The organism is Nostoc sp. DSM 114159, assembly GCF_053470285.1.
Genome location: NZ_JBPFEH010000001.1, coordinates 7426432 through 7453222, shown reverse-complemented (window position 1 = coordinate 7453222; position 26791 = coordinate 7426432). Strand labels below are relative to the sequence as shown.

The window sequence follows — 26791 nt, the reverse complement described above, 5'->3', positions numbered from 1 at the left end:
AGTATACCAAAGATTTTAGGAAATTATGACTTTTAACTCCTTAATGGGCATAGTGCTAATTGATTACCAGGAGGAAGTAAGAATATGAATTCTGGCGAATATACATTAGCTAGATCGAACAATCAATGGGCATTACAACCAGAAATAGAGATGAAGTTTGCTCACTTTCTAATAAATCACGCTGTAGATGCTGCCTTCTGTTTAGGAGCAAACGCGCAGTTTCTTTACGTCAACGATGCCACTTGTCTGATGACTGAGTATTCCCGTGAGGAATTACTTTCTATGAGTCTGCATGATATAGATGTAGATTTTGCTCTGCACAATTGGTCAGATATTAGCTCACAGGGTTCCCTTACCTTTAAATCTCGCTATCGGACAAAAAAAGGTCGGATATTTCTGGTAGAAATATCGATGAACTATGTAAAACACCAAGATATGGAATTTGGCTGTGCCTTTGCTCGTGAAAAAACTGATGAAATAGTAGAATTGAGCGTGCAAAAGTGGACTGATGAATTAAGAGATGCTAAAGATAATTTGCAACAAGAATTTTTTCAACTCAAAGACAAAGAAGTAGAACTAGAAACATCTCTTTCTTTACTTCGTTCTACTCTTGAGTCTACTGCCATTGGGATTGTTGCAGTTAACTTTGAGGGAGATATTCTCAGCTTGAATGAGAAATTTGTGGAGATGTGGCAGATCCCCGAGTCCCTAATATTATCTAAGAAATGTCCTCGATGCAAAGCATTTTTTGAGAACCAACTTAAAGATCCACAAGCCTTTAGTCGGCTGATTTGGGAAGTGTCTAGCCAATCTGATTTCGAGAGCTACGACATTCTAGAGTTAAAAGATGGAAGAGTTTTTGCACACTATTCTAAACCTCAATTACTTGAGGGTAAAATTATTGGGAGAGTGTGGAGTATTTGGGATATTACTGAATCAAAACAGACTGAAGAAGCATTACGACTGAACGCAACTAGATTTCGGACTTTAGCCGAAACGACAGATGCCGGCACTTTTTTGATTCAAGGTACGCGGCTTTGCTATGTAAATCCGGCAGTAGAACAACTCACTGGCTATACAAAAGAAGAACTGCTAACGGGTTTCGATCTTCGGCAATTGATTAAGAGCAAAAAACGCAGGCAAGTACGTAACCCGGATGAAGCCGCTAACTTTGAATACCAGGAGATGAATATCTTAACAAAAAACGGCACGGAGCGCTGGCTAGCTTGTGCAGTTGCCAAGCTTGATGGAGGGCTAGATTTTGGAGGAAAACCAGTCGAACTGATTGCAGGTATCGATATTACCGATTACAAATATGCAGAATTAGGGCTTAATCAAGCTTTAGAACAAGCCAAACAACTTAGCGAACTTAGAGCGCGTTTTCTTGCTATGGTTTGCCATCAATTCCGAACTCCACTAAATATTGTTTCATTTTCTAATAGTTTACTTAAAGAAGAAGTAGACAAACGTACACAGAAGAAAATCCAACCATTACTCGATCACATTCAAAAAGCCACCGAACAATTGAGCCTGATGTTGGATGATATTTTGTTCTTCTCCAAAGCAGAATCAGCAAAATTAAACTTTGAACCAAAACCGCTTGAGTTAGTTCAGTTTTGTCAGGATTTAGTTGCACAAATGCAGATGATTGTTAGCCAACAAACAATCAATTTTGTCAGTCAAGAGAAAACTCTAACAGCTTATATAGATAAAAAATTGCTAGAGCCGATTTTGAAGAACTTGCTTGATAACGCCATTAAGTATTCTCCCTCGAATCCGGCAATTAATTTAGAACTATCTTGCCAAAATGAAAAAATAATTTTCCAAGTAAAAGATAGGGGGATCGGTATTTCAGTAGTAGATCGACAACGAATATTTGAGCCATTTTACCGTGGTAGTAATATCGATCATATACCTGGTACTGGACTAGGACTATCGATTCTTAAAACCCTTGTGGATTTACATCATGGTCAAGTTTCTGTAGAAAGTGAAGTTGATGTCGGCACTACGTTTACTGTAGTGCTGCCATTAATCAAATCAGAGTTGACCTGTTCCGAGTTATGAGTGTTGAAATGAAATAGTTGTTAATTAACTAACTTAACAAGCATAACTCTCGGAACAAGTCGATTTAGATACTCACCAAAGAGTCTAGAATTAGCTTTTGCAAAAATTGATTGAAGAGAAAGTTATGTACGAATCGTCAAAGAAAATTCTCGTCATTGAAGATGATAGCGTTACCCGCAATCTTTATTTAAAGGGTCTTGAGGCTAAAGGTTTTGATATGATAGGCGCTCAAAACGGTCGTGTTGGTATCCAACAAGCACAAAAGGATATACCCGACTTAGTTATTTGCGATATCACGATGCCTGATATGGATGGTTATAGCGTTTTAAATACCCTACGCCAAGATCCTCTGACAGCAATTATTCCTTTCATTTTTCTGACTGGTAGTAGTACTAAAGCAGATGTTCGCAAAGCTATGGAATTGGGAGCAGATGATTATCTTACCAAACCCTCGACACTAGATGAATTGCTCAGAGCGATCGCTACTCGCTTGGAAAAGCAAGCTACTCTGCAATACTGGTGCAATATTCAATTCCATAAAGCTGCAAAATCAGTATTTGCAGATCGTACTACAGCGATCGCTGCCGATGTTGCCGTAGCCTCTGATAAAGAAGTCAACATTCCTCCTAAGTCAATTTTTCCCAACATTCCGCAATTAAAAGAAGTTTTCGACTTTATCGAAGCCCATTATCATCAAGGAATTACTTTATGTGATGTGGCTGTTGCTGTTGGTTACTCATCGGCTTACTTAACTAACCGAGTAAAAGAGACAAGTGGAGAGACTGTAAACTGCTGGATTGTCAAACGCCGGATGGCGGAAGCTTGTTTTTTACTCCAAAATAATAATCACACAGTTGAAAAGATAGCGAAAGCATTAGGCTATCAAGATGTGTCTCATTTCTCCCGTCAGTTTCGCCAACATCACGGTTTACCTCCCCAAGCTTGGCGCAAAGAGCATCAACTTGTATCGCAAAAACAGGTGAAACTGTGGTGAAAGTAGATTTTATACAAATAGTTGTGTAAACTCATATATTAAATCCACCCTACCTTTACGTAACATGGCTGGATCTAATCTTTCAGTAGTATTACAAGTCATCAACACAACTAACCGTTGCTGCATCTGAATACCAGAGTCATCAATTACACTCTGATACAAAGTACCATCTAGCAAACTCAGAATGTGTTCGGTTTTGTTATTGTATTGCGCTACCTCCGAAGCACGATTTTGCGCTAGATTATCAGCTTCGTTAATAAGAATACAAATACGCTCTATGTAAGTCGGTGGGACAAAATTAGCGATCGCATCATGATCTAAAATAAAAATTACATACCCTAAAGGTACAAGAATTTCTTTTGCTACTGCCTGTGTCCAGACTGTTTTACCAGTACCTGGTTGTCCATGTACAACAACCGCTAACTGGTTTTGATTTAAAATCGCTTGCTGTACAGAATCAGTAAAGTTTTGGATATCTGCGGGAAATGTCCGAATGGCAAATTGACTATGAACTTTGCCTACACGACTCTGATATCCACTCAACATCACTGCTAAATCATAAGTTGCTTTGTTAATTAGTGGCGCGAGATTTTTCGCCATTAAAGTATATTGTCGTCGCCCGCGATCGTAGGCATCAATTTGCAACCAAATGTCATACTTAGACCAGTAAGCGTAAACAGTATTAATAACGTCTAAGCGTTCCCAGCTAACAAATTTATCTATCGGAAAGTAAAAATCTCTTTCTGAGTAATACTGGGTAATAATATCAGGATTACCCAATACAGCTAAAACTCGCAGTACAGTAATTTCTTGCAGTCGATTCAGAACATAATCAATAGGAATACTACTACGACTGACAAATTGGACAATAGGTGTTTCCGTACTCAAAACATCTTTGTAGCGATGATCTGGTGATTGCGGATCTGGCGTGATGTAATTCCAAAACTTTTCAACTTCGTAGCGGGTATTATCAGATACAACACTTAATAAATTAGCCCACCAAGCATAATTATTTCGTCCTAAAACATCAGCAATATTACTCGCCAAATTCAAACTTTTTTGACTTAATTCGCGGGAGTCACTGTACAACAGTTCCCATAAAAATCCCCAGTCTAACTCTCGATTAAGCGGTCGCCAACCGCAAGCAAGTAAGCTTTGCCGAGTATTATTTGTAGGAGTGCCTTCATTGCTTCTAAAATAGTCAAAATCCATATTTATCGGTTATGCAGCGTTAATTCAGTTATTTTGTGTTAGGTAGGAAGTTTTGAAAATTTTTTCTCGTAATCTTAACTAATTGCGTGCAAATGGTAATTTTATTTCCACTGTACTAGCGAGGAAGTCTTTTTAATTTAACTCATTACTATTGTAGCACACTGTATTACACAACAACTACTTGCGTCAACTTTTTTGACAAACCAATTGGTAAGTGAGTGTTTACTTTTAGCGATTGATTTATCTACACTACTTATCCATCTGTAGATGAGGACTTACAGCAGATTTAAAGTTGATGAAGTACACAAGCTAGTACCGCAAGTCAAAAGTCAAAAGTCAAAAGTATTGTGGAATAGGCTCTTTAGGAATTTTAAATGGTTGCTCTATTTACGCCGTGATGTACTAGTTTGAACGCACAAAGCTTGTTTTACTTCTGTTAGCGCAACTAAGCGTAGCCCATTCTAACGCCTTGGCGGAGCGTCTTTGGCTTTTTTCTTGAATAATTTCCTTAAATTCCGTTGGATGTCCTCTGGAATTGATTGCAGTGGGTGGTTTGGGTGGTGAGTTCATAATTCTGAGGAATAATTAAAAGATAAGGCAACAGTGGAGGCGATCGTGACTGTACAATTGCTAAGACGGAAATTCACAGTTGAGCAATATCATCAGATGGTTGAGTCGGGGATTCTCACAGAAGATGACCGAGTGGAACTGATTCGGGGAGAGATTATTGAGATGTCGCCGATTGGAACAAAACACGCTGCTTGTGTAAATCGACTTGTTAATTTGTTGGTGCAACTGTTGGGTAAACGCGTTATACTTGCTGCTCAAAATCCAATCGCGTTGAACAATAACTCAGAACCTCAGCCAGATGTGGCATTACTTAAACCCCGTGATGATTTCTACGCCACAGCACACCCCCAACCCCAGGATATTTTTTTACTAATTGAAGTGGCTGATTCGACTGTAATGTATGACCGGGAAGAGAAAATTCCTTTATATGCAGAAGCAAACAGCATTGAAGTTTGGTTAGTAGATATTAACGAGGAAATTGTGGAAGTTTATCAACAACCAACAGCCGCAGGATATGAGTTTATGCAAAAGTTCGCTAACGGTCAAACTTTATCAATTCAAACCTTCCCCGATGTGAATATTAGCGTCAATGAAATCTTTGGCAGATAACATTATTTCTCCCCTCATCCCTCTATCATGTTCTCAAGATGCAAAAAATGCACTGTACCTGAAGTATCTCCTGCCACAATTGTCGTGCGATCGGGTGCTACTGCACAGCAATTGATGGGATATTGCCTGTAAAAGTAGCAATGAGTTCTCCTGTTGCCGGATTCCAGACTTTCAGGGTGTTGTCATCAGATGCAGAAATCACCTGTATCAACAAGTAAAAACTCCATAGATGCTTGGAAACTAAAGATAGCCATCTATGGTATAGAAATGTATAGAATCTTGTAAAGATATAAAATATAGTCGTTAAATGCACACATTTCTCGCTTCTTCCTCAATGCAGCGGTCTTTACCACCAAATCACTTTCAGCCTATGAAGATTGTCGCACTGGGGGACAGCTTAATTTATGGATTCGGCGACCCGGAAAAAGGAGGCTGGATTGAGCAACTACGGCGATGGTGGATGTTGCCGGATAGTGCCGGTCACATTCTTTATAATTTAGGGGTAAGAGGCGATCGCACGCAACAAGTTGCCCAAAGATTGGAAGTTGAATTTCGCCACCGCGGTGAACTGCGAAATCGCGTTCCTGATTTGATTATTTTATCAGTAGGCGTGAATGACTCAGCCCGGTTGGCGCGTCCCGATGGTCGAAGTTACACAGATTTTACATTGTTTGAAAAGGAAATTGCGTCTCTGCTAGATTTAGCACAGCAACTTTGTCCTGTGTTATTTGTGGGCATGGTGCCAGTAGATGAAGCCAAAATGCCATTTTTAGATTGTTTTTACTACAATCATGCTGACCAGTACCGCTACAAAGAAGCAACTCGAATTGCTTGCAGCAAACGGCAGATTCCCTATTTGGATATTTTTGAACAATGGATGGAACGCGGTGAAAGTTGGCGACTCAAACGCTTGAGTGAAGATGGACTTCATCCTAATACACTAGGTTATCAAGCTTTGTTAGAAGATGTAATCAATTGGGATGCCATACCTTCTCTACGAGACGCTACGCGAACAATGGACTTTGCCAATGCAGCTTACCATTCTCAATTTGATTATCACCTAAAACCATCCTAATAATGATATGTTGGTGCTTTGGGGCTAGGCGATACTCTCGTATTTGCCATCCTCGCAAAAAGCACCACAATCTTTCTAATTTTTTAATGAAGCGAGTCAAAATCTATCTATAAAAACTTTAATTTCTCTATATTATTCATAACTCCTAACTCCTAACTCCTAACTCCTAACTCAGCACTCCCATGACACCAACTTTATTTGGTCGCTGGCAAACTCGATTATTATTACTGGCAACTGTCGGCTTACTCGTATCTTTGCCATTTGCAATGGGTTGGATTGGCCCTGGTGCTAACTCGGTTTATTTTTGGATACTTGGTTATGTCGCCATCTTTGGCTTAGGTTGGGATGTACTTTATGACTATCTCCAAAAATCCCGTTGGGATAGAGATTGGCCCGCAGCTTATCAACTTTTAGCTGGTATATGGGAATTAATATTTATATTTTGTGGAGTTAAGCTATTTGGCTTCTTGCCAATACCTTTACCAAAAGAAGAACTTTCACCAGGAGCTTTTTTATTGCACTATAGCATCGTGTGGCTAGCAGTTTTTATTAGTTCTCAAAGTCTGATGCGAATTATCTTTCTTCGTTGGCGTTTTCGGGGCGGGGAGTGGTTGTAAAATTTAAAATCGAGGTAGTAATGCATAGTAATGATAAAATCAGGCAGTGTCGTTCAATACAGAAGCTATGCACTGTCCTAAATGCAACTCGAAGAACATAGTCAAAAATGGACACACACACTACGGAAAACAACGTTTCAAATGCCATAATTGTGGACGACAATTTGTTGAAAGTCCAACAAGACAACCGATTGATAACTCCACACGTACCTTAATTGATAAACTCTTACTTGAACGGGTTTCATTGGCAGCGATCGCCCGCGTTACTGGAGTTTCAACACGTTGGCTTCAATACTACGTAAACCAGAAATACTACCAAGTTCCGAAAATTGTTGAAGTTACTAAAAAAAACCAGGTAGGCTAATTCTCCAAATAGATGAGATGTGGTCATACGTAGGGTCGAAAGAAAATAAACAGTGGATTTGGCTTGCTATGGACGCGACAACACGAGAGATTGTTGGGGTGTATATTGGCGATCGCTCTAGACAATCGGCTCAAAGATTATGGCAATCTCTACCGCCAGTTTATCGTCAATGTGCAATTTGTTACACTGATTTTTGGGAATCCTATGAAGGGGTTTTACCTAGTACTAGACATAAACCAGTAGGCAAAGATAGTGGAAAGACAAGCTATATTGAAAGATTTAACAACACTCTACGGCAACGAGTTGGACGGCTAGTTCGTAAAACATTGTCGTTCTCTAAAATGCTGGATAACCATATTGGTGCAATTTGGTATTTTGTCCATCACTACAATGCCCAGCTACGAAGGTAAATCATTACTATGCATTACTACCAAAATCGAAACTAATTTAATCAAAAATTCTAGCAATTTTCAGGCAATTCAACCGTAGGGTAGAGACACACAAATGTACGTCCCTACAGTCGATTGTGTCTCAAATAGATAAAAAAGGCTATAAATCAATACGCTTGGGTTAGCGCTAAAAATCTTAAGTTGTGTAGGTTGGGTTTCGTTCCTCAACCCAACATTTTCATAGCTTTGTTGGGTTGCGCTTTGCTTCACCCAACCTACAATTTTTCTTCACTGGACTGTATTGGGATATAAATCAATACGCTTGGGTTAGCCCCAAAAACCTTAAACTACGTAGGTTGGGTTGATAAACGAAACCCAACATTTGCAGGACTTTGTTGGGTTGCGCTTTGCTTCACCCAACCTACAATTTTTCTTAACTGAATTGTATTGGGATATAAATCGCAAATTAACAAATCATAAAAAATCATATATGGCGGTTTTAGTTTGGATGCAATATCTTGTATTGACGTACAGTTGTGTACGTTCTAAAAACAAGATAACTTTGGAAACCAAAGCAACGCATTGCTTGTTGTATCTCATCAAATTACAAACAGCTATCTTATGTTTACAAAATTGGCATTTGTGCTGATGTAGTAGTCATATATGAGTAAAACAGGACAAACTTTAGACTCTAAGGAGATTCTTCAATGCAGAGACATAAATTAAGGAAGTGCAATGTCAAATTTTGATCTGGTTATTCAGCTATTTCTGCAACTCACAGTTATTTTAACCACTTGTCGCATTGTCACGATTTTAGGACGCCGCTATCTTGGTCAAACAGATGTTGTTTGCGAAATGATTGCAGGTGTAATGCTAGGGCCATCACTTCTAGGATTGATTGCACCAGATTTTCAGCAATGGCTATTTCCTAAACTTCCCATCATCACTGCTGTCGGACTCAAAATACCCAATCCATCAATGTCAATTTTATATGCTATTAGCCAGATTGGGTTGGTAATTTATATGTTTTTGATTGGTTTAGACTTTAATACCAAACTCTTAAAACATCACATTAAAAGTGCAAGTTTGCTATCTGCGGCTGGGATTATCACTCCTTTTATTTTAGGAGCGATCGCATCTTTTTGGTTTTATCACAATGGCGATTTCTTTCAACCAAAAGTCATGCCTTGGTCAGCTGCTTTGTATCTGGGTGCATCGATGACAATTACGGCTTTTCCAATGTTAGCTCGTATTCTTTACGAACGTGGTCTGACACAAACTCGCTTCGGTACTTTGGCTTTAGGTGCAGCATCGGTAGATGATGCAGTTGCTTGGTGTTTGTTGGCGATTGTGCTTGCTAGCGTGAAAAATTCTCTAAGCATTGCCATATTAGCAATTGGTGGTGGCATTTGCTATGTGCTATTTGCGATTTTTCTCGGTCAACCTCTACTGAAAGCGTTCACACGCATGACAAAACGCGAAGGCGTGAACAGACAAACCCTGACTTTAATGTTGATAATTTTGATGTTTTGTGCATGGTTTACCGATGTTACAGGTATCTATGCAATATTTGGGGCTTTTGTGTTGGGAGCAGTGACACCACGCGGAGAATTCGCCCAACAAATTCGCCAATATACGGAGTTTTTAACTACTTCTTTTTTATTACCGATCTTTTTTGTTTTTTCTGGATTAAATACTCAAATTGGATTGGTAAACACACCTACTTTATGGGGAGTGACGCTATTAATTATTACGATCGCAATTCTTGGTAAAGGTGTTGCTTGTATGTTGGCTGCAAAGTTAGCGGGGGAAAATTGGCGCGAATCTGCAACTATCGGCGCTCTGATGAATGCTCGTGGTTTGATGGAGTTAATCATCCTCAATATTGGTCTAGAACAAGGTATAATTACCCCAACTTTATTCACTATAATGGTTATTATGGCGGTCATTACTACTCTAATGGCATCACCACTGATTGCCTTTTTATTGCACGGTACAAGCTATGAAAAATCTTCTACTTAAGCAAATTTAAATATTAGATTAATTAAGTATCTAGTACTTTACAAGCTAGCTTTGAGTGTTTTTAGTAAGCGCTTTAGTGCTGAGAAAATTAATGACTAAAGTCCTTACTACGAACTTGCTTAACCATAATATCTGCAACTGATCGTAACAATAATTAATATAACAAGGAAGCACAAATTACTCTTGGTTGTATCTAACAAGCTTGACATTTTGCAGTCTTTTAAAGAATTATCTTAGGAAAACCAGATAGTTAATTTTGAGGAAACCATGCACATAGTTATTCTCGTTCTGGTTGAGGTGCTGATTGTTATTGGGCTTTCACGACTCGTAGGGTTAGCATTCCGTTCCATTAAGCAACCACTAGTAATTGGTGAGATTGTCGCCGGGATTATGCTTGGCCCATCTTTATTGGGTTTAGTTGCTCCCCATCTAGCAGTTACTTTGTTTCCACCAGAAACTTTTCCTTTTCTGAATGTTTTGTCTCAGGTGGGACTAATATTTTTCATGTTTCTGATTGGGCTAGAACTCAATCCCAAATACCTCAGAGGGCAATTAGAAGTAGCAGTTTTAACTTCTCATGTCAGCATTTTGGTGCCGTTTTCTTTAGGAACATTACTAGCGGTGATACTTTATCCCCTAGTTTCCGATGCAAGTGTATCATTCACCGCCTTTGCTTTATTTTTGGGGGCGGCGATGTCGATTACTGCCTTTCCAGTGTTGGCGCGAATCATTACTGAAAACAATTTACAAGGAACGCGTTTAGGAACGTTGGCGTTAACTTGTGCAGCAGTGGATGATGTCACAGCTTGGTGTTTGTTGGCAGTAGCGATCGCAGTTGCGCGAACTGGTGACTTTGGTGGTGCTGTACCCACAATTATCGCCAGTATAGTTTACATCGGCTTGATGTTGACAGCCGGTCGTTGGTTCCTGCAACGCCTTGCTAAACACTACCTCCGTGCGGGACGACTCAGCCAATTGCTGCTAGCTGGGATTTATATGGGTGTGGTTGCGTCGGCACTAATCACCGAACTAATTGGGATTCACTTAATTTTTGGTGCATTTTTGCTGGGAGCAGCCATGCCCAAAAATGAAGATTTAGTGCGAGAATTGGCAATAAAAACGGAAGATTTTGTCCTAATTTTCTTGCTACCAGTATTTTTTGCCTACAGTGGTTTAAAAACGCAGATTGGTTTGCTCAACCGTCCCGAATTGTGGCTTTTGTGTGCGTTGGTTTTAGCTGTCGCGATCGCAGGCAAATATGTTGGTACTTATGTAGCAGCGCGTGTCAGTGGCATTAGTAAACGAGAAGCCTCGGCACTCGGTTGGTTAATGAATACGCGCGGTTTAACCGAACTGATAGTGCTAAACATTGGTTTAGAGTTAGGGGTAATTTCCCCCTTAATATTTACCATGCTGGTAATTATGGCATTGGTAACTACCTTCATGACCTCGCCACTGCTGGAATGGACATATCCGAAAAAGCTGATCAGGCTAGATGTGGTGGAACCAGAGTTAGAAGCACAAACAGCTACCAGCGCTACTGATGCCGAAACTTATATTCGTCCCTACCGAATTTTGGTGCCTGTAGCGAATCCAAGTACTCAAAAAGGCTTGCTACAGTTGGCAGCAAATATCGCCATCAACTCCCAATATCCCGCTATTGTTAACCCTCTGAGTCTGATTGAATTTGAAGAAGATTATGCCTTTGAAAGTACGCCAGTAGAAGCAGACCGATTAATTGCCCAGCGCCGTCAGCAGCTAGAAGAATTGATTAATACGCTCGAACCAGTAGAAACACGCGCTCATGTGCATCCCATCATTCGCATATCTAGTAATGTTGCACGAGAAACTGCACAGATTGCCGCACTCAAACAAGTTGATTTAATTCTTGTAGGATGGCATCGCCCAGCTTTTAGTAGCAACCGCTTAGGTGGAAGAGTTGGCCAAATGCTCACTACTGCGCCAGTTGATGTTGCAGTGTTTGTGGATAGGGGAAGTGAGCAATTAGAAAGCTTGTTGGTGCCTTATTCAGCCAATATTCATGATGATTTAGCGCTAATAATCGCTCTGAGACTGCTCATTAACCGTGAAACTTGTATATTACAAGTTTTACAGGTTGTACCCGAAAATCACCTCAAGGATGAATTGAGTGATGAGTTAAATACAATGATGGAGCAATTACCGACTAGTGTACGCGATCGCATCGAAATCAAAATTGTTCAAGCTCCAGATCCAATCCAAGCTGTAGTCGAAGCCTCAAAAAATGTAGACCTAACAATTGCAGGCACTAGCCGCACTTGGGGTATCGAGCGTCAAACCTTGGGAAGATATACAGATCAACTAGCCATTCAATGTTGCTCCTCCCTGCTGATTACCCGCCGTTACAGTCAAGTCACCGCTCATCTGGCTTCCATGCTTCCTGATGTTAGCAGTCAAGAGCCAACATTGAGGAGTTGACAACATGAATCATTTCAACTTCAAATCTTTAAGTTTTTACGGAGTAGCAATAATTTCAGTGCTACTGTTGTTTAAAACTGTCACTGTTTACGGAGAAAACAAACTCAAGGCTCCTTTGCCAGTTAACGGTCGCTATCGTCTAACCCTAGCGGAGAATTTGCCTAACTGTGAAAAATCGGATACTCTGACGTTAAACATTGAGCAGTCAGGTATTTACTTAAATGCCTCTGTATTACCGGCAAACGCTAACGCCAACACTGACGAAAAGCACTCTCTGGCAGGCATCTTCAAAAATCAACAATTAAATTTATCTGGGAAAGTTGGTAAATCAATCCTTTGTAATATTCTTCACCCCCAAAACGATCCTCTAAACTCAGTCACAATTCAAATGCAACTTGTGGATAAAGGTAATATGACAGGTCAATTAACCGTAAATGGTATTCCACAAACTCTGAAATTTACTGCTGTGCCTCAAAAAGCTAATTGAATTGGAGGATTGTTAGAGACGCGATTCATCGCGTCTACGAGATTCATCGCGTCTAAGGGATTGGAAGCGCGAAGTAAACAGCAATGTAAGTGCATTGTATGGGTTTTATGGAGCAAATAACAGAATGAATCGGAGACTAAAGACTAAGCAATTTTACCAATGGGGCAAGCAGTTATTTAGCATCAGTATATTAAGTTTTTATGCAGCGATCGCCCTCGAAACTTTTACTAATGCTGGTACACCAGGGGCAAAGCTAAATAATTGGCGTTTTTCTCCCAAGACACAGCAACTCGAAATCAATCTCTCAGCAGGCACAACCCCTCGTTATTTCTACCTAGCCCAACCCTCTCGTCTGGTTGTAGATTTACCGAATACTAAGTTGGGCAAAGTTACCACACAACAAAATTATTCTGGAGCAATCAAAAGCATTCGCATTTCTCAGCTAAACGCAAACGATACACGTATTGTCTTAGATTTAGCGGCAGGGACTGTTTTTAATCCCAAACAGGTACAACTGCAACCCGTTTCTCGAAAAAACTCCACTCGCTGGGTATTACGTTCGGCTATTCCCGGTAAAACTACAGCCGTAAAACCAGGAAAATCCGCAGCTTCAGCCAAGAAACAACCTCAAACACTCCAAAAGCCGCCTAGTAAACAACCCGTAACCGCTACTAATCAACAATCCCCCTCACTCACAGTTCCGCCTCCATCCAATGAACTGCCCTCAACAATTACTACTAACTCAGGGCAGCCTTTTGTCACCGTACCTGCTTTAAATCAAAATACATCCTCTCCCTCTCAACAACCTGCTTTGAGTCTTCCCCCTCCTTCTTTCCCAAATCAACCCAGTAATTTAAATAACATTCCTCCTTCGGGAATATCGGAATTTCCAGTTCCAATAATCCCCAATGCTCCCGATCCCCCGATCATTGAGTTTGGTCAACCTTTACCCAAAACTAAGTCAATTGCCCCACCCACGAGGGGATGGGGCTTGTAACTAACCGAGAGACTCGGCTGAAACATACGGTGCATTGACTGACACCTGCTCTTCCGTCCTTAACTGGGTAGAAGAGAGAATATAGTCATCCCGAACATTCTTGGCAGCATTTAAATCCGCGTGAGTCCGATGTCCACAGTTTTGACATTGGAACCTAGACTTATGCCGATTTGTTCTTTTGATCTGCTTACAAATATTGCATTTTTGGGAGGTGTAGCGAGGATTTTGATGTACTACTCGTTTCCCTAACGCTTTTGCTTTGTAGGACAAAAACTGGTCTTGCTGATAGAATGCCCAACTCCCCAACCATTTATTCATTTTCTTGCCGCGTCGCTGGGTGCGAATACTTGACAAGTCTTCAAGCACAAAAACTGCAACAAGAGGTTGGTTGGCTAGCTTTTTACTTAGACAATGATTCGTGTCCGACATGAACCGCTTCTCGCGTCCAGACATCGCTTTTAAACGACGCTTAGAACTGCGAGTGCCTTTTTGCTGGAGTTTACGACGATTGAATAAGTAACGTCTTTGTAGCGCTCTAATTTTAGATGAACTAAAGAATTGTCTATCGGAGGTTACAGCTTGATGGTATAACCCTCGATCAATTCCTTGAATTTTTCCTTGTATTTGTGGCGGATCTTCTGTTTCAAAAATTAAGCGTACCCAGAATTGCGCTTGCTTTTTGGCATAAGTAACAGATGCTCCACAAAATTCCCAGGTTTCAAAAACTTCTTTGAAATAGTCGGGAACATCTAGCATTAAACTAATTCGCTTACCGATGCAGCTAAGTGTCAACTGACGACCCCTTAGCGTGATTGTGCGCTGATCGTACCTTAGTCCTGATGTTGGCTTTTTTCGGGGAATGCTTTTGAATTTGGTAGCCTTAACTGCTTCTAAAGCGTTATCCCGAACCGTTTGCAATAACGCCGAAGGCACACTAGGAAACTGTACTCTTAATAAATGATACAGTTCTTTGTGTGCCTTGTTTTTGTTGTAGCTACTGTTGGCTAATGCCCAGTCAATATGTGCATTAAAAATTTCTGCACACTGATTCATCAAAGGCAGAAATCTTGTAGATGGCAGATCAACTGGGATGCTAACAGTGCGCTTCATTAGACGTTTTCTAGGGGTTTATAGTACGTAACAACGATAGCCTCGTAAAGAGAATCTTCTTGCTTATAAACTTCGGTATCGACTAACTCCCAATCAGGGGTATCTGAATTTGAAGAGCAAGTTTTTTGATGATAGTTCCTTTATGAATTTAAGCTCCTTTACTGGCATCAACAGAATTAAATGTCATCGGCAATTCCCAAGCATCCATCATTACGGATGCTACCATCCTGCATGACTGTTCTACAGAAAATAGAACGTCCCAATCTGAACTCAAAATCATAAGTACTAGCTCCCAAGAGATTGGCATCAGTAAAATCGGCAGCACCAACAGCTTCTTCCAAGTCAACAGAGCGCAGGTTAGCATTTCGGAAACTGGTACCGAGCAAATCAGTACACCCCAAAATGGCTCCTTCAAGATTTGCTTTATCGAATCTAGCCCCATTCAAACGGGCTCTGTACATTCCAGCTCTTCGCAAATCAGCTTGGTCGAAAATAGCCCCTACAGCATCACATTCAAAGGAAACCCCTTGCAAATTACTTCTGTCCAATCTGGCTCCAGTAAGATTGGCTCCGGTGAAATCGGCTTGGCTCAGATTGGCATCAGTCAACTTGATAGCAATCAAATTAGCAAAACTCAAGTCAGCATTGGACAGGTTGATTCCTCTCAAATTAGCATTAACCAATACAATTTTCCTCAGACTGACTCCAGCAAAATCTCTCTCCCCAGCAGCATATCGCTGCAACAACTCCTCAACACTTATACTCATCTATCTTTGATTAAATTTATCCTTGAGGATTTGTACGCGTAGTGTCACAGTAGTAGTTATATTTGCTTACTCGTCTCTTGTGAAAGTATTTCATGAACGAGTAAGCTTTATCTACCTAGCACAAAATTTACATAATCCTTACATCTCATCCCCGTTTATGTACAGCGATCGCTCTTTGCGATCAACTTTATCGGCGATCGCTTCTATGAAACTTCATCAAAGACAATTGCCTAAGCCATCTCAACACTTTTAAATAGCTTTTAAAGCTGTAGTCCTTATTCCACATAGCTTAGAGCTTTTCTTAGTGCCATTCGGCTATGCCCTAATAAATAGACTTCTTGGCATTTGTAGGGAAAAGGGTAAGGGGGAAAGGGGAAAGGAATAATAAAAAACATGAGTCCCTTTAACCTTTCCCCTTTTCCCGCCTCTTGCAAAAATTACTTTTGCAAGAGGTCTAATGAATTACCTTTTTCCAACTAACTCCTTTACTTTGTTGATGATGCCTACTGGATCGATACCTTGATATGGGTACTGTTCCCACAAACCGCCGCAACCTTCTTTATAAGTTCCAAGATGGGCATATTTGGGAGTCAAACCCCGCTCTAGTAGCCAGGAACCAAAACGACTGCCTAAGCCAGTGCGACGGTTAAAGGGTTCTACTACAAGCACAAAAGGAGCATTACCAACTTTGGTAATTATTTCTTCATCAATGGTGTTTAAAGTTGGTTTGTTAATTAAACCAACGTCTAACCCATCTTGCTTCAGACGCTCTACAGCATCAACGGCACGGTAGAGAGCATCACCAAAGCTGATAATGTAGCCTTGCGTCCCTTCTCTTATAACTTCATCTTTACCAGGAACAAACTTGTAGCCACTTCCAAATAAGTCATTGCCGTTGCTGTCCTGAATATTGGGCACTTTGGAACGGGTGGAGAAAATAAACCGCAGTCCCGGCTCATGGAATACAGCTTCTACACAAGCTGTCATTTGATTATTATCTGCCGGGAAGTACAATTGTGTTGGGTAGCCATCATCCAAGCCATTGTCGGCAAACATATTATTTATACCAAAGTGGCAGCTGTTATCTGCCATGTCATCTATACCCGCATGGGAAAAATGACACAGAACATTGGAATAGTTCAGCCGTGCCATCGTGATTTCAGAGATACACATTTCTAAGAAGGCGCTGAAGGTCGCAAAAATACCTTGCTTGCCCTCGTCCATCCCGAATCCAGCCGCAGCAGAGAAGTTGCTCCGTTCCATGATGCCGGAGGAAATAAATATTTCTGGGTATGTTTCATGAATTTTCTTCAAACCGCAGGAGCCTTCTAAGTCACTATCGATGACCTTGATTTTTTCTTTACGCTCCGCTTCACTCATGCGACTGAGGACACCCACTACGGCTTCACCAAACACACTACGGTTAGCGCCCCATTTATCGCCAGAACCCAGAAACGTATATGTTTGTTTGGGTTTCTCAATACTTTTAAGGTATTCGACAGCCGCAGTTTGTCCGCGAGATTCTAGATACTTAAGTGCTAAATCTACAGAAATGACATCATGACCATGAATGGAGCCTTCTAAACCTTCGATACCAGGACACATCGGGCGTTTATTGATAATAGCGATCGCTCCGGGAGTATTCACAGCTTCGCAAATGCGACGGTATAAATCGTCTAAGTCTTCCCCGTCTCCTTGAAGTACTTTTAACCCGTGCCCTTGTAAGGTTTTGGCAACACTAAAACCAGGTAAATATTTAGAAGGATGTCCAGCGATCGTTACATCGTTGTCATCAATGAGCAGCTTGACGTTGAGATGTTGAGCAACAGCCAAACGAGCAGCTTCGGCATCATTGCCTTCTTGCTGCGAACCATCAGAACCGAGACAAAAAACAGCCTTTCCTGGATTCGCCATTGCCACACCATTGATGTAAGGCCAAATATGGCCCAGGCGACCAGAACTAAATTTCACACCAGGAGTTAGTTTTAGTTCCGGGTGTCCCGGTAAATTGGAATGTGCTTGCCGATAACGTAAAAGTTGCTCGGCAGGTAAGTCACCATGCAACGTTGCCATCAGATATTGAGTGGCAACTCGATGTCCTGCTTCATCAAAGAAAATCGGTACAAATTGCTCCGATGCTCCCCGGAAAAAGGCATCGAGAATCATTACCTCTGGCACTGTATCGTATGGCCCACCAGTATGACCGCCGACTCCGCTAGCAGCGCCAGTCGCCGTAAAAAAAACGATCGCATCTCGGCAAAGTTGAATATTCGCTTTGAGAGTATCTCGTTGTTCAGTGGTGAGGCTGGAATTTGCGGGATTGAGCGCTAAAGGTTTGTAAGCACCGAGATCGATTGGAAATTGGGAATTCATAATAGTCGTGGTTTATTGATTGAATAAAAAACAATTTGAACAGAGGAAATGCGCGATCGCACTACAAAAAAATTGTTAAAACCCTCATTGAGCAACAATTATCCAAACTCAAGTTAACCACTCGGAACCTTTGTGGAACCGTGTGATTCGATCAAATGCCAAAATCAATACATGCAATTGTGCATGAATGTGCTTGAATTCAATTGAAGTTACGGATTACCGTACAGAGACTTGCATATCAATAAGTATAAACTCACAAACGTGCAATTTCAAGTTCAAAAACGCAAATTCAGGAAAATTAATTATGCTAACTGCTGAACGACGACAATTCATCTTAGAAATTCTGCGTCGTGATAAAAAGGTACTTTCGACAGAACTTAGTGCTGTTCTGAAAGTTTCTGAGGATACGATTCGCCGGGATTTGCGAGAACTAGCACAAACCGGACTATTGCAACGCGTTCATGGGGGAGCGCTCCTGAAATCTCCAGCCACCGCTAGTTATGCCGATCGCCAAAAGCAAGCGCCAAAAGAAAAGGAAGCGATCGCTCGCACAGCAGCAAAATTAGTTAGTACAGGACAGGTGGTGATTTTAGATGGAGGTACGACAACTCTCCAAGTAACCCGTCATTTGCCCCTAGATTTGCACGCAACAGTGATTACAAATAGTCCGCCAATCGCCGTTGCTCTAGCAGAACATCCCCATATAGAAGTTGTGATGTTAGGCGGACAACTCTACAAAAAAGCCTTGGTAAACGTCGGTACTGTCACGATTGAGACATTACGGATGATTCGTGCAGATTTGTGCATGTTGGGGGTTTGCAGTTTGCATCCAGAAGTTGGGATTAGTGTACCTAACCTAGACGAAGCCCACGTCAAACGAGCGATGATTGCTGGATCGGCTGAGGTAGTAGGATTAGTCACAGCAGAAAAACTAGATACAGCTGCTCCTTATCTAGTAGAGTCCATTCATGCCCTGACTTACCTAGTAACAGCACCGACAGTATCTAATAATATGCTGAGTGCCTACAAAGCTTTAGGTTTGACAATTATCCGTGACGAGTACGAATGATCTGATGAAGGAAGATGCGATCGCGGGGGATTGGGGAATAGGGAGACAAGGAGGACAAGGGAGACAAGGGGGAATTATTGAATCAATCTCTCTCCGAAGTTCTGATGCCTACGGCGGGCTACGCCAACGCCGGAAGCCGACGCTCAAACTTCTCTCCTTGTCTTCCCCCTCTTCCTTGTCTCCCTTATCTCTTCTCCAATGCCCCATTCCCCATGCCCAAATCTAAAATCTATCCGTTTCTTGAGGTGTTCCAACTGCTCCCGGTTGAGCGGTGAAGAAGTTTTGAGCAGCTTCATTCTGATATATACATCTAATATCAGGTTTATCACTGTCCAAGTTACCTGTGAAACCAAAAGTGTTCAGGCGATTTTTGCACTCATTTACCTGCTCGGATGTCACCAGCTTACGTTGTTCTAAAAGCGCCCAGTTATTTTGTCGCAGCACGCATCCAGGACGCATACTCGGCTGGGAAACATAAACATTAAAGGGGTTGAGAGTGACAAACAGTCTAGCGTCCATCACCATCGCGCTGGCTCCGTACTGCACGCAAATTTCCGGGTTCGGTGCTTTGGTGTCTATAAATTCACGGGAAGCTACATTTGCTGGTGCCAATGTGGTTGTAGAACTAAAAGCAATACCAATCCCAATTCCCAAAATCAACACCCCTCCCATAATTGCGATGGTGGTGAAGTTAAATAGAGGGGATTGGAAAATAGAGGGTTTAGAAGTAGTAGCCGATCTACCAGTAGATTTACGTCTCATTGTTGCTTAATCACCTTCACGCCAATTTGGGAGGGAGTAGTCTAAAGTTTTTTCTCCCTCTTTCAGTATGCCTATTCTTGACTGTAATTGCCTGCGATTTTCTCTGCGATATTCTTGTTAAATGAGAAAAATACTAGTTTATCTAGATATTGGCACAAAATTTTAATACTTTTAATTGTTATCAGATATAGCTATTTACTTTCACAATTAATCTAGTCAGAATGCTTAAACTATCTAACTTTTGTTGTTAATTATTCAATTTTTCGGATGAGATATTTTTGTTTACCCTAGTAGTACGCCAAGGGAACGCAAGTAGGGTAAAGGTTAAGGGGGAAGGGGGAAAGGGTTTAAATCCCTTTCCCTTTTCCCTTTCCCCTTTCCCCAGTCCTCCTTAGCATTTTTGGGTTCGCAGACTACTAGTAATTGATGTGTAAAACAATGTAAATTAAGATTTAATGAAATTTTAATAACTAATTGAAAGCAAGTGACATCTCAAAGAGCGCTACCTTCGGGCAAGAGGTTCAATTCGCAACTTCAAATCTTTCTGGCTGATAGTCTGACTATTTTTTGGGGAGATTGGTTAGATTTACGCGTGAGAATTTTACCAGTTGCGGCATCAGGTTTAATATCGCCACTGATATATATTTTAGCTTTTGGCTTGGGTTTAGGTAGTTCCATCAAACCCGGTTCGGGAATTAGTGGTAACTATAACAACTATTTGGAATTTATATTACCGGGGATGGTGGCGCTGTCGTCGATGACAGTTAGCTTTGCAGGAACGACATTTTCAATTTGTGGAGACAGATTATTTACCAAAACCTTTGAGGAATTGTTGTTAACTCCCATAAATCCCTTAGCGCTGTACATCGGTAAAATGCTGGCGGGAGTCGTGCGGGGTTTGATGACTTCCGGTTCCGTGATTTTGGTAGCGTTGCTCTTAAGTGGAAACTGGAATTTTGTCAACCCACTGTTTTTACTGCTAGTGGTGCTCAATTGTGCCGTATTTGCTGGATTAGGGGTGATTGTAGGGTTGAGTGTGCGATCGCTCGAATCAGTTGGACTCTACAACAACTTTATAATTATCCCCATGTCATTCTTAGGGGCAACCTTCTTTGACCCTGGTACATTACCAGCAGCCCTTAAAATCGTAGTTTACCTGTTACCGTTAACCTACGCCAGCATTGGACTGCGTGCAGCTGCCCATTTACCCTTGTCTCAGTTTCCTTGGTACAGCATACCGATTTTGTTGGCGATCGCGATCGCTCTTTCTCTCTGGGGTGGTTATAAATTTGCTCATCAACAAGATTAAAGCTTGCATTTCATCTCAAACCTGCTATGTAGCGCGTATTTGATTGCGTGAAAAAACTCAGTACACATTTATTCCTTCTTCCCTATTCCCTGTTCCCTGTTCCCTATTCCCTCCCTACGCAAATAATTTCTCCGAATCAAAGCGGATTCCTATAGTTCATTAAGAGTGAGGATAATTACTGATAATTCACATATTGTCTAATCTGTCAATGTATAAGTTATAATTTGGATTTTTTATAAAGATTGCGTGAAATTACTAGTTCTCATGATAAAGCATTACAAGAATTGCTTTATAAATCAACCTATGAGTAAATATCAACTCAGGAAGCAAGCACACATTAACCACTATTTATCTAGCTGATAGGTAGCGGTTGAAAGATGAGTTTTTGCTGTTTGATTTAAACCATGCGGTGTAGCATTCTGTGAATCAATATCAAAAGGACACAAATATGACTAGAATTGCCACAAAAATAGCCTTGTCTGTTCTAGGAACAGCAGGAATTAGTTTTTTGTCTTGGACACCAGCAAGAGCCGTCATTTTTGTAGAACCCATTGTGACGACTAAAAATCAAGCCATACTCGATATAAAAAAACCAAGAACCCTTACAGACTATCTACCAGGGCAAGTAATAGAATATGGTGTTCCAGATGTAGCTAATAATTTTCTAAATGCCACCGGGAAAGATATAAATAGCTTGGTCTTTGATTTAAAAACCTTGTCTTATAGTAATCCGAATTCTACTCCACCATTTGATAATGAAAAAGTAGAATGGGGAGATGTTAATGGAGATGGGAAGATTGGTAACTCTGTTAATCCCGATCTCAAGGATATTTTTAAAGACATTACCATTGCTGGTAGTACTGTCACTTTTAGTGGTGGCGTCATCCCAAACGGAAGCTTGTTTTACAATCCATTCGCTACCCTGCCAAATCTAGCGCCAGGTGCTGGAATCATTCCACCAATTCCAGCAGAGCAAGAAGATAAAGATGGCCCGATCAGAGTCGCTGCTTATTACACCGCTGTTCCTGAATCAACTAACGTTTTGGGCGTACTGGCTTTTGGCGCTTTAGGCGTAGCTTTAAGATTAAAGCGATATCGCTCTGTTAAAGAGAGTAGGGAAGAAGCAAGGGAGCAAGGGAGCAGGGGAGCAGGGGAGAAGTTGTAGTAAATTTTTCCCCCTGCACCTTTGCACCTCTGCCCCTCCGCACCTCTGCCTCTTGTGCCCCTGCCCTCATTCTGTAATTAACTCACGATACACTGTCATTGTTTCCTGATGAACGCGGGCAACACTTAACCTGTCTAAGTTTTTCTTTGCCCGCTGTTTCCATTCTTGCAGCATCTCGGCATTACTCAGTAATTGCACTAAAACCCCAGCTAAAGCATGACTATCTTTTGCTGGCACTAAAAGACCTGCTCGCCCGTTGTCTAAAGCTTCAGGAATCCCGTCTACCTGAGTGCCAACGATCGCAGTTCCAGTTTCTCTAGCTTCCGAAAGCACCAAAGGGCACGGATCGCGGTGAGAAGCCAGCACAAATATGTCACAAGATATCAGATAGCGTTGAGGTTCTGGTTGGAAGCCTTCAAAATGAATGCGCTCTTTTACAGAAGTTGCTTGTGCCTGTGCTTCAAATAGCTGTTTATCAGGGCCATTTCCTACCAAATAAAGATGGGCTTGGGGAAAATCTGAGGCAATTTGTTCAAAGGCAGCAATTAACTCAGCAATTCCCTTGCGTTGATACATCCCGGCGACAGTGGCGATCGCTGGATGCTGTAATGGTAAAGGTTGATAATCTTGGATTTGTCGGGTGCGAGGACTGCCTAAAGTTCCGTTACATACCACCCGCAACTTATGTTCTGGAATACCACGCCTAATCATAGAATCACATACAGCCTGACTGACAGCAATTACTCTGTCAGCTAAACCCATCAGCAAGCTAGCACGCTGAAATTCATTGTGGACTGTAGAAACTAAAGCATATTTGCGTCCCTTAAAAATGCGTGCTAATATTACCCCCGTCATCATGTGAGCATGAACAATATCCGGCTGAAATTCAGCTGCGATCGCTCGGTAACGTATAGCTGCTGTAATCGTATTTAGCAATTTTCTGCTTTGGTCTAAGTGGTAATGTTTGACACCACAAAGCTCTAGTAAAGCCTCGTATTCTCCACCAGCAGAAACAACCGCTACCTCATAACCAGATTTTGCCTGTAGACAAGCCATATCCACAGCCACATTCACAATACCGTTACCTATTTCTTGAACGTGGTTCAAAATATGTATGATTCGCATAAGCTGTGAAATGTGTATAAAAAATAAGGATAAGTAACTGAATAGAAATCAACATAATTTTTGAAGTCTTCAGCGACAACTAAAAAGTAGTCAGTAGTGCGTAAAATTGACCACTTTCTACTGATGAAGAGCGCTTCTAACCAGTTACTTAGCTTAAAGACTTATTCAGTAACGGCTCGATAAATCGGGGTAAAACTTCAAAATTTTGAATATGTTATTTCAAGTCGCTACAGCCTTATTTTCTATTTCTCAATACCCTGGTATCGAACTCTAGTACATCACAGCAGATATATAAATCCCATTTCACACAGCAGTCAAAACAGAGAATAAAAGTCTTTTTATTTTTGAGTTTCAAGTACTCCATCCAGATTGAAGCAACTCAAGCTAGTAACGTCCTCATCTAGTACTGAGAGTTCGACTGGGCGCTCATGGGCAAGTCCACCAGTGGCATAGAATCTAATTCTAAATTCTGAAGACTGGCGCTTTTATTCTGGGCATTTTGCCAGACATCATAGTAAAACTCAATCAATACAAGTTTACGAACCTGAGAATTGTTTCCCTGAGAGCGGCGTGATGAAATAGCAGTTAGCAAAAACTTCCAAGACCGAGGAGAAAGTATAGATGGATCTATCATTGAAAGAAAACTCTTGAGATTTTTTTGCTTCAGTGCAACTAAAATCCAATGGAGTCTTAGGTAATTTTTTATATCCTGAAAGACAGGAATCTTTGAGCGATGTTGCTCATTTACCAAGGCGTAAATTTTTTCCTTCATTAAAATATTTGTCGCCAACCGCCGAGACAAAGAAAACTTCTGATTATACGCACCCGGCCAGATAGTGCGGTAAGCAAGACACTGGTTGAAGAAAATAGCATCGCCAAACTGAGCAATCCGAATCCAGGAATCGATGTCATCACAGTTAGCATCGAGTGTGGAGTCCCAACCGCCACTTTGTAGGAAAGCATCACGTCGACAAGCTACTTGTACAGGTGTGCCAAAGGGTACAAGCTCTAAAAGCATCCCGTAGTGAATATCGGCTTGGGGGATATAAAAAGCTAAACCGGGGCCAACTTGGGGGGTGCGAGAGAGTTCAACTTCATTGCCATCCACCTGAGCCGCCACACAAGAGCAGATTACAGCATCGGGACGAAGGGCGATCGCCTTTGCCATCTCTTCTATGCAGTTAGGCGCTAAATAGTCATCATCATCTAAAAACTTAATCCAGTCGCCGCTAGCTTTGGCAACTCCAGCATTTACCGTTGCTGCATGACCAAGGTTTACTTCGTTACGATGGTAAACAACCTTATCCCCTAAGCTTTTGAGATAGGTTTGGGTGTCATCATCAGAACAATCGTCAGCAACAACCACTTCGCACTCGATTGTTTGGTTACGAGCCGAATTAATTGCTCTTTTCAGCAAATTCAAGCGATTATAGGTACTGATGACGATACTAAATCTCATAAATTTTTCCTTTGTAGTACGGCATTCTGCAATATAGCTTCGATCTTTAAGCTGTTGTATCAGTACAATTATCAATCCTAACAAGTAGACTGAAATAGGATTATCGATTTATCATTGATGATCGTGAGTTTTTTTAAGCAGACAGAAAGACTATGAACGCTCAAGAGATTATCCGCTCCATTGAAGCGGAACAGATAAAATCGAATGTGCCCGACATTTATGTGGGTGACACTGTAAAAGTGGGAGTAAAAATCAAGGAAGGCGAAAAATACCGCGTGCAACCCTACGAGGGAGTTGTGATTGCCAAGCGCAATGGCGGCATCAACGAAACTATTACAGTTCGTAAGGTTTTTCAAGGCGTGGGCGTTGAGCGGGTATTTCTGTTGCATTCTCCCCGAATTGACAGCATTAAAGTGTTACGTCGCGGTAAAGTCCGACGTGCTAAACTGTATTATCTCCGCGATCGCGTAGGTAAAGCAACCCGAATCAAGCAACGGTTTGACCGCCCTTTGTGATTCGTCCTTGAAAAGTATGGGAGAAATCTCAAGCTGCAAGCGGCATCTGCCGCTGACTTGTTTTAAGGGCAAAATTAAGGTATGATATAAATCGCATATTGCGTTAAACTGAAATTTAGTTCAGCGCAATCACTGAATCAAAAACAGCTTGTGCGCTCTTAGTTCAGTTGGTAGAACGCAGGTCTCCAAAACCTGATGTCGGGGGTTCAAGTCCTCCAGGGCGCGCTCAAGAGCAAAAAAACAAAGCCCGAAATAATTACGCATCTGCTAATATAGCAGTTAGCGCTAATAATTTCGGGTAAACTTATTGTATTTGCAGTTGTTTTGCTTCCAGTAAGTAAAATAGAGTCGAAACTGCAAACCTAGATGACAATTAAACAGGATCTAGTATAAGAAACGGGGGATAAACGGTCGTGGCCAAAAAAAGTGAAGCAGAATTGCCAGAAACCACAAATGGGTTTAGCTTTGGCAACTTCATCCAGGGAACCAAAGAAGAACTTGAAAAAGTAGTTTGGCCCAGTCGGAAACAGATAGTGAGCGAATCCGCCGCTGTATTGTTAATGGTGGCACTCTCCGCATCTTTGATATACTTGGTCGATGGATTGTTTCATTGGGCAGCAAAACAGGTGTTCTAATGAGTTTTGCAACAGATGAACCACGCAACTCAACGTTGCAGTCAGAAGAAACAGCAGAAGCAGCAGAAGCAGCATCAAAAGAAGCACGCTGGTATGCAGTACAAGTAGCTTCAGGCTGTGAAAAGCGTGTAAAGACTAACTTAGAGCAACGCATTCAAACTTTTGATGTAGCTGACAAAATTATCCAGGTAGAAATTCCGCAGACGCCAGCGGTGAAAATCCGTAAAGATGGCAGTCGCCAGCATACAGAAGAAAAAGTTTTCCCTGGTTATGTGCTGGTGCGGATGATGATGGATGATGATACTTGGCAGGTGGTACGCAACACCTCTCATGTAATTAACTTTGTCGGTTCAGAACAAAAACGTGGTAGCAGCAAGGGTCGCGGTCATGTCAACCCCATACCACTGAGTTCTTCAGAAGTTGAACGTATATTCAAACAAACCAGCGAACAAGAAGCTGTTGTCAAAATTGACATGGCTACTGGTGATAAGATAATGGTGCTTTCTGGTCCATTTAAAGACTTTGAAGGCGAGGTAATTGAAGTCTCTCCAGAACGGAGTAAACTTAAAGCCTTGCTCTCAATTTTCGGCAGGGATACACCAGTAGAATTGGAATTTAATCAGGTAGAGAAACAGAGTTAAATAC

General features: G+C 41.4%; 25 protein-coding genes and 1 tRNA gene. 19 read left to right on the top strand and 7 right to left on the bottom strand.

Features of this window, described 5'->3' with window-relative positions; translation table 11 throughout:
• The first annotated feature begins 84 nt into the window (after positions 1-84).
• A complete protein-coding gene (locus tag ACR5KR_RS31465) occupies positions 85-2064 on the top strand; it encodes a scytonemin biosynthesis sensor histidine kinase (RefSeq protein ID WP_445629104.1) in 1980 nt (659 codons plus the stop codon).
• Positions 2065-2188: 124 nt separating this feature from the next.
• A complete protein-coding gene (locus ACR5KR_RS31460; RefSeq protein WP_445629103.1) occupies positions 2189-3058 on the top strand; it encodes a response regulator transcription factor in 870 nt (289 codons plus the stop codon).
• 9 nt (positions 3059-3067) lie between these two features.
• Here the strand turns inward: ACR5KR_RS31460 and ACR5KR_RS31455 are convergent, their stop codons facing one another.
• Positions 3068-4270, bottom strand: coding sequence for an AAA family ATPase (locus tag ACR5KR_RS31455; RefSeq protein WP_448269239.1), 1203 nt, complete (start codon positions 4268-4270; stop codon positions 3068-3070).
• 615 nt (positions 4271-4885) lie between these two features.
• Between ACR5KR_RS31455 and ACR5KR_RS31450 the strand changes: the two genes are divergently transcribed.
• From ACR5KR_RS31450 to ACR5KR_RS31415, 8 genes are all read left to right on the top strand, one after another.
• Positions 4886-5449 (top strand): Uma2 family endonuclease, encoded by a 564-nt coding sequence (locus ACR5KR_RS31450; RefSeq protein WP_448269238.1) that lies wholly within the window; start codon positions 4886-4888, stop codon positions 5447-5449.
• A 307-nt stretch (positions 5450-5756) separates the two neighbouring features.
• Positions 5757-6524, top strand: coding sequence for a GDSL-type esterase/lipase family protein (locus ACR5KR_RS31445; protein ID WP_448269237.1), 768 nt, complete (start codon positions 5757-5759; stop codon positions 6522-6524).
• A gap of 182 nt (positions 6525-6706) precedes the next feature.
• The gene (locus ACR5KR_RS31440) at positions 6707-7141 is read left to right on the top strand and encodes a hypothetical protein (protein WP_448269236.1); all 435 of its coding nucleotides are present in this window, start codon (positions 6707-6709) and stop codon (positions 7139-7141) included.
• Between the two features lie 67 nt (positions 7142-7208).
• Positions 7209-7915 (top strand): IS1 family transposase gene (locus tag ACR5KR_RS31435; protein ID WP_448270395.1). Its coding sequence is split into 2 segments (ribosomal slippage): positions 7209-7494 and positions 7494-7915, totalling 708 coding nucleotides; the frame shifts between segments, so codons are not numbered across the junction.
• A 714-nt stretch (positions 7916-8629) separates the two neighbouring features.
• On the top strand, positions 8630-9916 hold the full coding sequence (locus tag ACR5KR_RS31430) for a cation:proton antiporter (RefSeq protein ID WP_448269235.1): 1287 nt from the start codon (positions 8630-8632) through the stop codon (positions 9914-9916).
• Between the two features lie 267 nt (positions 9917-10183).
• Entirely contained in the window at positions 10184-12373 is a 2190-nt protein-coding gene (locus tag ACR5KR_RS31425) for a cation:proton antiporter (RefSeq protein WP_448269234.1), read from the top strand.
• 4 nt (positions 12374-12377) lie between these two features.
• A complete protein-coding gene (locus ACR5KR_RS31420) occupies positions 12378-12860 on the top strand; it encodes a hypothetical protein (protein ID WP_448269233.1) in 483 nt (160 codons plus the stop codon).
• 124 nt (positions 12861-12984) lie between these two features.
• Positions 12985-13857: an AMIN domain-containing protein gene (locus ACR5KR_RS31415; protein WP_448269232.1), complete on the top strand. Its 873-nt coding sequence runs from the start codon at positions 12985-12987 to the stop codon at positions 13855-13857.
• On the opposite strand, the gene ACR5KR_RS31410 is transcribed toward ACR5KR_RS31415, so the two are convergent.
• Together ACR5KR_RS31410 and ACR5KR_RS31405 are read right to left on the bottom strand one after the other, a co-directional pair.
• Positions 13858-14967, bottom strand: a complete 1110-nt coding sequence (locus ACR5KR_RS31410; protein ID WP_448269231.1) for an RNA-guided endonuclease InsQ/TnpB family protein — start codon at positions 14965-14967, stop codon at positions 13858-13860. It lies immediately after the preceding gene.
• Between the two features lie 176 nt (positions 14968-15143).
• Positions 15144-15734: a pentapeptide repeat-containing protein gene (locus ACR5KR_RS31405; protein WP_448269230.1), complete on the bottom strand. Its 591-nt coding sequence runs from the start codon at positions 15732-15734 to the stop codon at positions 15144-15146.
• Between the two features lie 79 nt (positions 15735-15813).
• On the opposite strand from ACR5KR_RS31405, the gene ACR5KR_RS31400 reads away from it, so the two are divergent.
• The gene (locus ACR5KR_RS31400) at positions 15814-15987 is read left to right on the top strand and encodes a hypothetical protein (protein ID WP_448269229.1); all 174 of its coding nucleotides are present in this window, start codon (positions 15814-15816) and stop codon (positions 15985-15987) included.
• A gap of 209 nt (positions 15988-16196) precedes the next feature.
• On the opposite strand, the gene ACR5KR_RS31395 is transcribed toward ACR5KR_RS31400, so the two are convergent.
• On the bottom strand, positions 16197-18107 hold the full coding sequence (locus ACR5KR_RS31395; protein ID WP_448269228.1) for a transketolase C-terminal domain-containing protein: 1911 nt from the start codon (positions 18105-18107) through the stop codon (positions 16197-16199).
• A gap of 304 nt (positions 18108-18411) precedes the next feature.
• Here ACR5KR_RS31395 and ACR5KR_RS31390 point away from each other — a divergent pair, with 304 nt between their 5' ends.
• Positions 18412-19176, top strand: a complete 765-nt coding sequence (locus ACR5KR_RS31390) for a DeoR/GlpR family DNA-binding transcription regulator (protein WP_322686269.1) — start codon at positions 18412-18414, stop codon at positions 19174-19176.
• Positions 19160-19402: a hypothetical protein gene (locus ACR5KR_RS31385; protein ID WP_448269227.1), complete on the top strand. Its 243-nt coding sequence runs from the start codon at positions 19160-19162 to the stop codon at positions 19400-19402. The genes ACR5KR_RS31390 and ACR5KR_RS31385 overlap by 17 nt, the downstream gene beginning before the upstream one ends.
• Here ACR5KR_RS31385 and ACR5KR_RS31380 read toward each other — a convergent pair.
• Positions 19399-19938: a DUF3172 domain-containing protein gene (locus ACR5KR_RS31380; protein WP_322695423.1), complete on the bottom strand. Its 540-nt coding sequence runs from the start codon at positions 19936-19938 to the stop codon at positions 19399-19401. The two genes, ACR5KR_RS31385 and ACR5KR_RS31380, sit on opposite strands and share 4 nt — an antisense overlap.
• Before the next feature lie 484 nt (positions 19939-20422).
• Here ACR5KR_RS31380 and ACR5KR_RS31375 point away from each other — a divergent pair, with 484 nt between their 5' ends.
• Positions 20423-21247, top strand: a complete 825-nt coding sequence (locus ACR5KR_RS31375) for an ABC transporter permease (protein WP_445629087.1) — start codon at positions 20423-20425, stop codon at positions 21245-21247.
• 448 nt (positions 21248-21695) lie between these two features.
• Positions 21696-22412 (top strand): hypothetical protein, encoded by a 717-nt coding sequence (locus ACR5KR_RS31370; RefSeq protein ID WP_448269226.1) that lies wholly within the window; start codon positions 21696-21698, stop codon positions 22410-22412.
• Positions 22413-22478: 66 nt separating this feature from the next.
• Here the strand turns inward: ACR5KR_RS31370 and ACR5KR_RS31365 are convergent, their stop codons facing one another.
• Both ACR5KR_RS31365 and ACR5KR_RS31360 read right to left on the bottom strand, forming a co-directional pair.
• Complete coding sequence (locus ACR5KR_RS31365) at positions 22479-23537, bottom strand: glycosyltransferase family 4 protein (RefSeq protein WP_448269225.1); 1059 nt, start codon at positions 23535-23537, stop codon at positions 22479-22481.
• Between the two features lie 400 nt (positions 23538-23937).
• Entirely contained in the window at positions 23938-24996 is a 1059-nt protein-coding gene (locus ACR5KR_RS31360; protein WP_445629084.1) for a glycosyltransferase family 2 protein, read from the bottom strand.
• 152 nt (positions 24997-25148) lie between these two features.
• Between ACR5KR_RS31360 and rplS the strand changes: the two genes are divergently transcribed.
• The 4 genes from rplS (at position 25149) to nusG (ending at position 26787) form a co-directional block, all read left to right on the top strand.
• Positions 25149-25511: a 50S ribosomal protein L19 gene (gene rplS, locus ACR5KR_RS31355; protein ID WP_322671078.1), complete on the top strand. Its 363-nt coding sequence runs from the start codon at positions 25149-25151 to the stop codon at positions 25509-25511.
• A 152-nt stretch (positions 25512-25663) separates the two neighbouring features.
• A tRNA-Trp gene (locus ACR5KR_RS31350) sits at positions 25664-25736 on the top strand.
• Positions 25737-25924: 188 nt separating this feature from the next.
• Positions 25925-26146 (top strand): preprotein translocase subunit SecE, encoded by a 222-nt coding sequence (gene secE / locus ACR5KR_RS31345; RefSeq protein ID WP_292734334.1) that lies wholly within the window; start codon positions 25925-25927, stop codon positions 26144-26146.
• Positions 26146-26787, top strand: coding sequence for a transcription termination/antitermination protein NusG (gene nusG / locus ACR5KR_RS31340; protein WP_445629083.1), 642 nt, complete (start codon positions 26146-26148; stop codon positions 26785-26787). Before secE ends, nusG begins: the two co-directional genes overlap by 1 nt.
• Positions 26788-26791: the final 4 nt, after the last annotated feature.

Excerpts from the sequence above, each read along its gene's own strand:
- ACR5KR_RS31425 (WP_448269234.1), top strand. The coding sequence starts at position 10,184 with ATGCACATAGTTATTCTCGTTCTGGTTGAGGTGCTGATTGTTATTGGG.
- ACR5KR_RS31440 (WP_448269236.1), top strand. The coding sequence starts at position 6,707 with ATGACACCAACTTTATTTGGTCGCTGGCAAACTCGATTATTATTACTG.
- ACR5KR_RS31445 (WP_448269237.1), top strand. The coding sequence starts at position 5,757 with ATGCACACATTTCTCGCTTCTTCCTCAATGCAGCGGTCTTTACCACCA.
- ACR5KR_RS31365 (WP_448269225.1), bottom strand. The coding sequence starts at position 23,537 with ATGCGAATCATACATATTTTGAACCACGTTCAAGAAATAGGTAACGGT.
- ACR5KR_RS31460 (WP_445629103.1), top strand. The coding sequence starts at position 2,189 with ATGTACGAATCGTCAAAGAAAATTCTCGTCATTGAAGATGATAGCGTT.
- ACR5KR_RS31380 (WP_322695423.1), bottom strand. The coding sequence starts at position 19,938 with ATGAGACGTAAATCTACTGGTAGATCGGCTACTACTTCTAAACCCTCT.
- ACR5KR_RS31395 (WP_448269228.1), bottom strand. The coding sequence starts at position 18,107 with ATGAATTCCCAATTTCCAATCGATCTCGGTGCTTACAAACCTTTAGCG.
- rplS (WP_322671078.1), top strand. The coding sequence starts at position 25,149 with ATGAACGCTCAAGAGATTATCCGCTCCATTGAAGCGGAACAGATAAAA.
- ACR5KR_RS31420 (WP_448269233.1), top strand. The coding sequence starts at position 12,378 with ATGAATCATTTCAACTTCAAATCTTTAAGTTTTTACGGAGTAGCAATA.
- ACR5KR_RS31415 (WP_448269232.1), top strand. The coding sequence starts at position 12,985 with ATGAATCGGAGACTAAAGACTAAGCAATTTTACCAATGGGGCAAGCAG.
- ACR5KR_RS31370 (WP_448269226.1), top strand. The coding sequence starts at position 21,696 with ATGACTAGAATTGCCACAAAAATAGCCTTGTCTGTTCTAGGAACAGCA.
- ACR5KR_RS31430 (WP_448269235.1), top strand. The coding sequence starts at position 8,630 with ATGTCAAATTTTGATCTGGTTATTCAGCTATTTCTGCAACTCACAGTT.
- ACR5KR_RS31405 (WP_448269230.1), bottom strand. The coding sequence starts at position 15,734 with ATGAGTATAAGTGTTGAGGAGTTGTTGCAGCGATATGCTGCTGGGGAG.
- nusG (WP_445629083.1), top strand. The coding sequence starts at position 26,146 with ATGAGTTTTGCAACAGATGAACCACGCAACTCAACGTTGCAGTCAGAA.
- ACR5KR_RS31455 (WP_448269239.1), bottom strand. The coding sequence starts at position 4,270 with ATGGATTTTGACTATTTTAGAAGCAATGAAGGCACTCCTACAAATAAT.
- ACR5KR_RS31410 (WP_448269231.1), bottom strand. The coding sequence starts at position 14,967 with ATGAAGCGCACTGTTAGCATCCCAGTTGATCTGCCATCTACAAGATTT.
- ACR5KR_RS31390 (WP_322686269.1), top strand. The coding sequence starts at position 18,412 with ATGCTAACTGCTGAACGACGACAATTCATCTTAGAAATTCTGCGTCGT.
- ACR5KR_RS31465 (WP_445629104.1), top strand. The coding sequence starts at position 85 with ATGAATTCTGGCGAATATACATTAGCTAGATCGAACAATCAATGGGCA.
- ACR5KR_RS31360 (WP_445629084.1), bottom strand. The coding sequence starts at position 24,996 with ATGAGATTTAGTATCGTCATCAGTACCTATAATCGCTTGAATTTGCTG.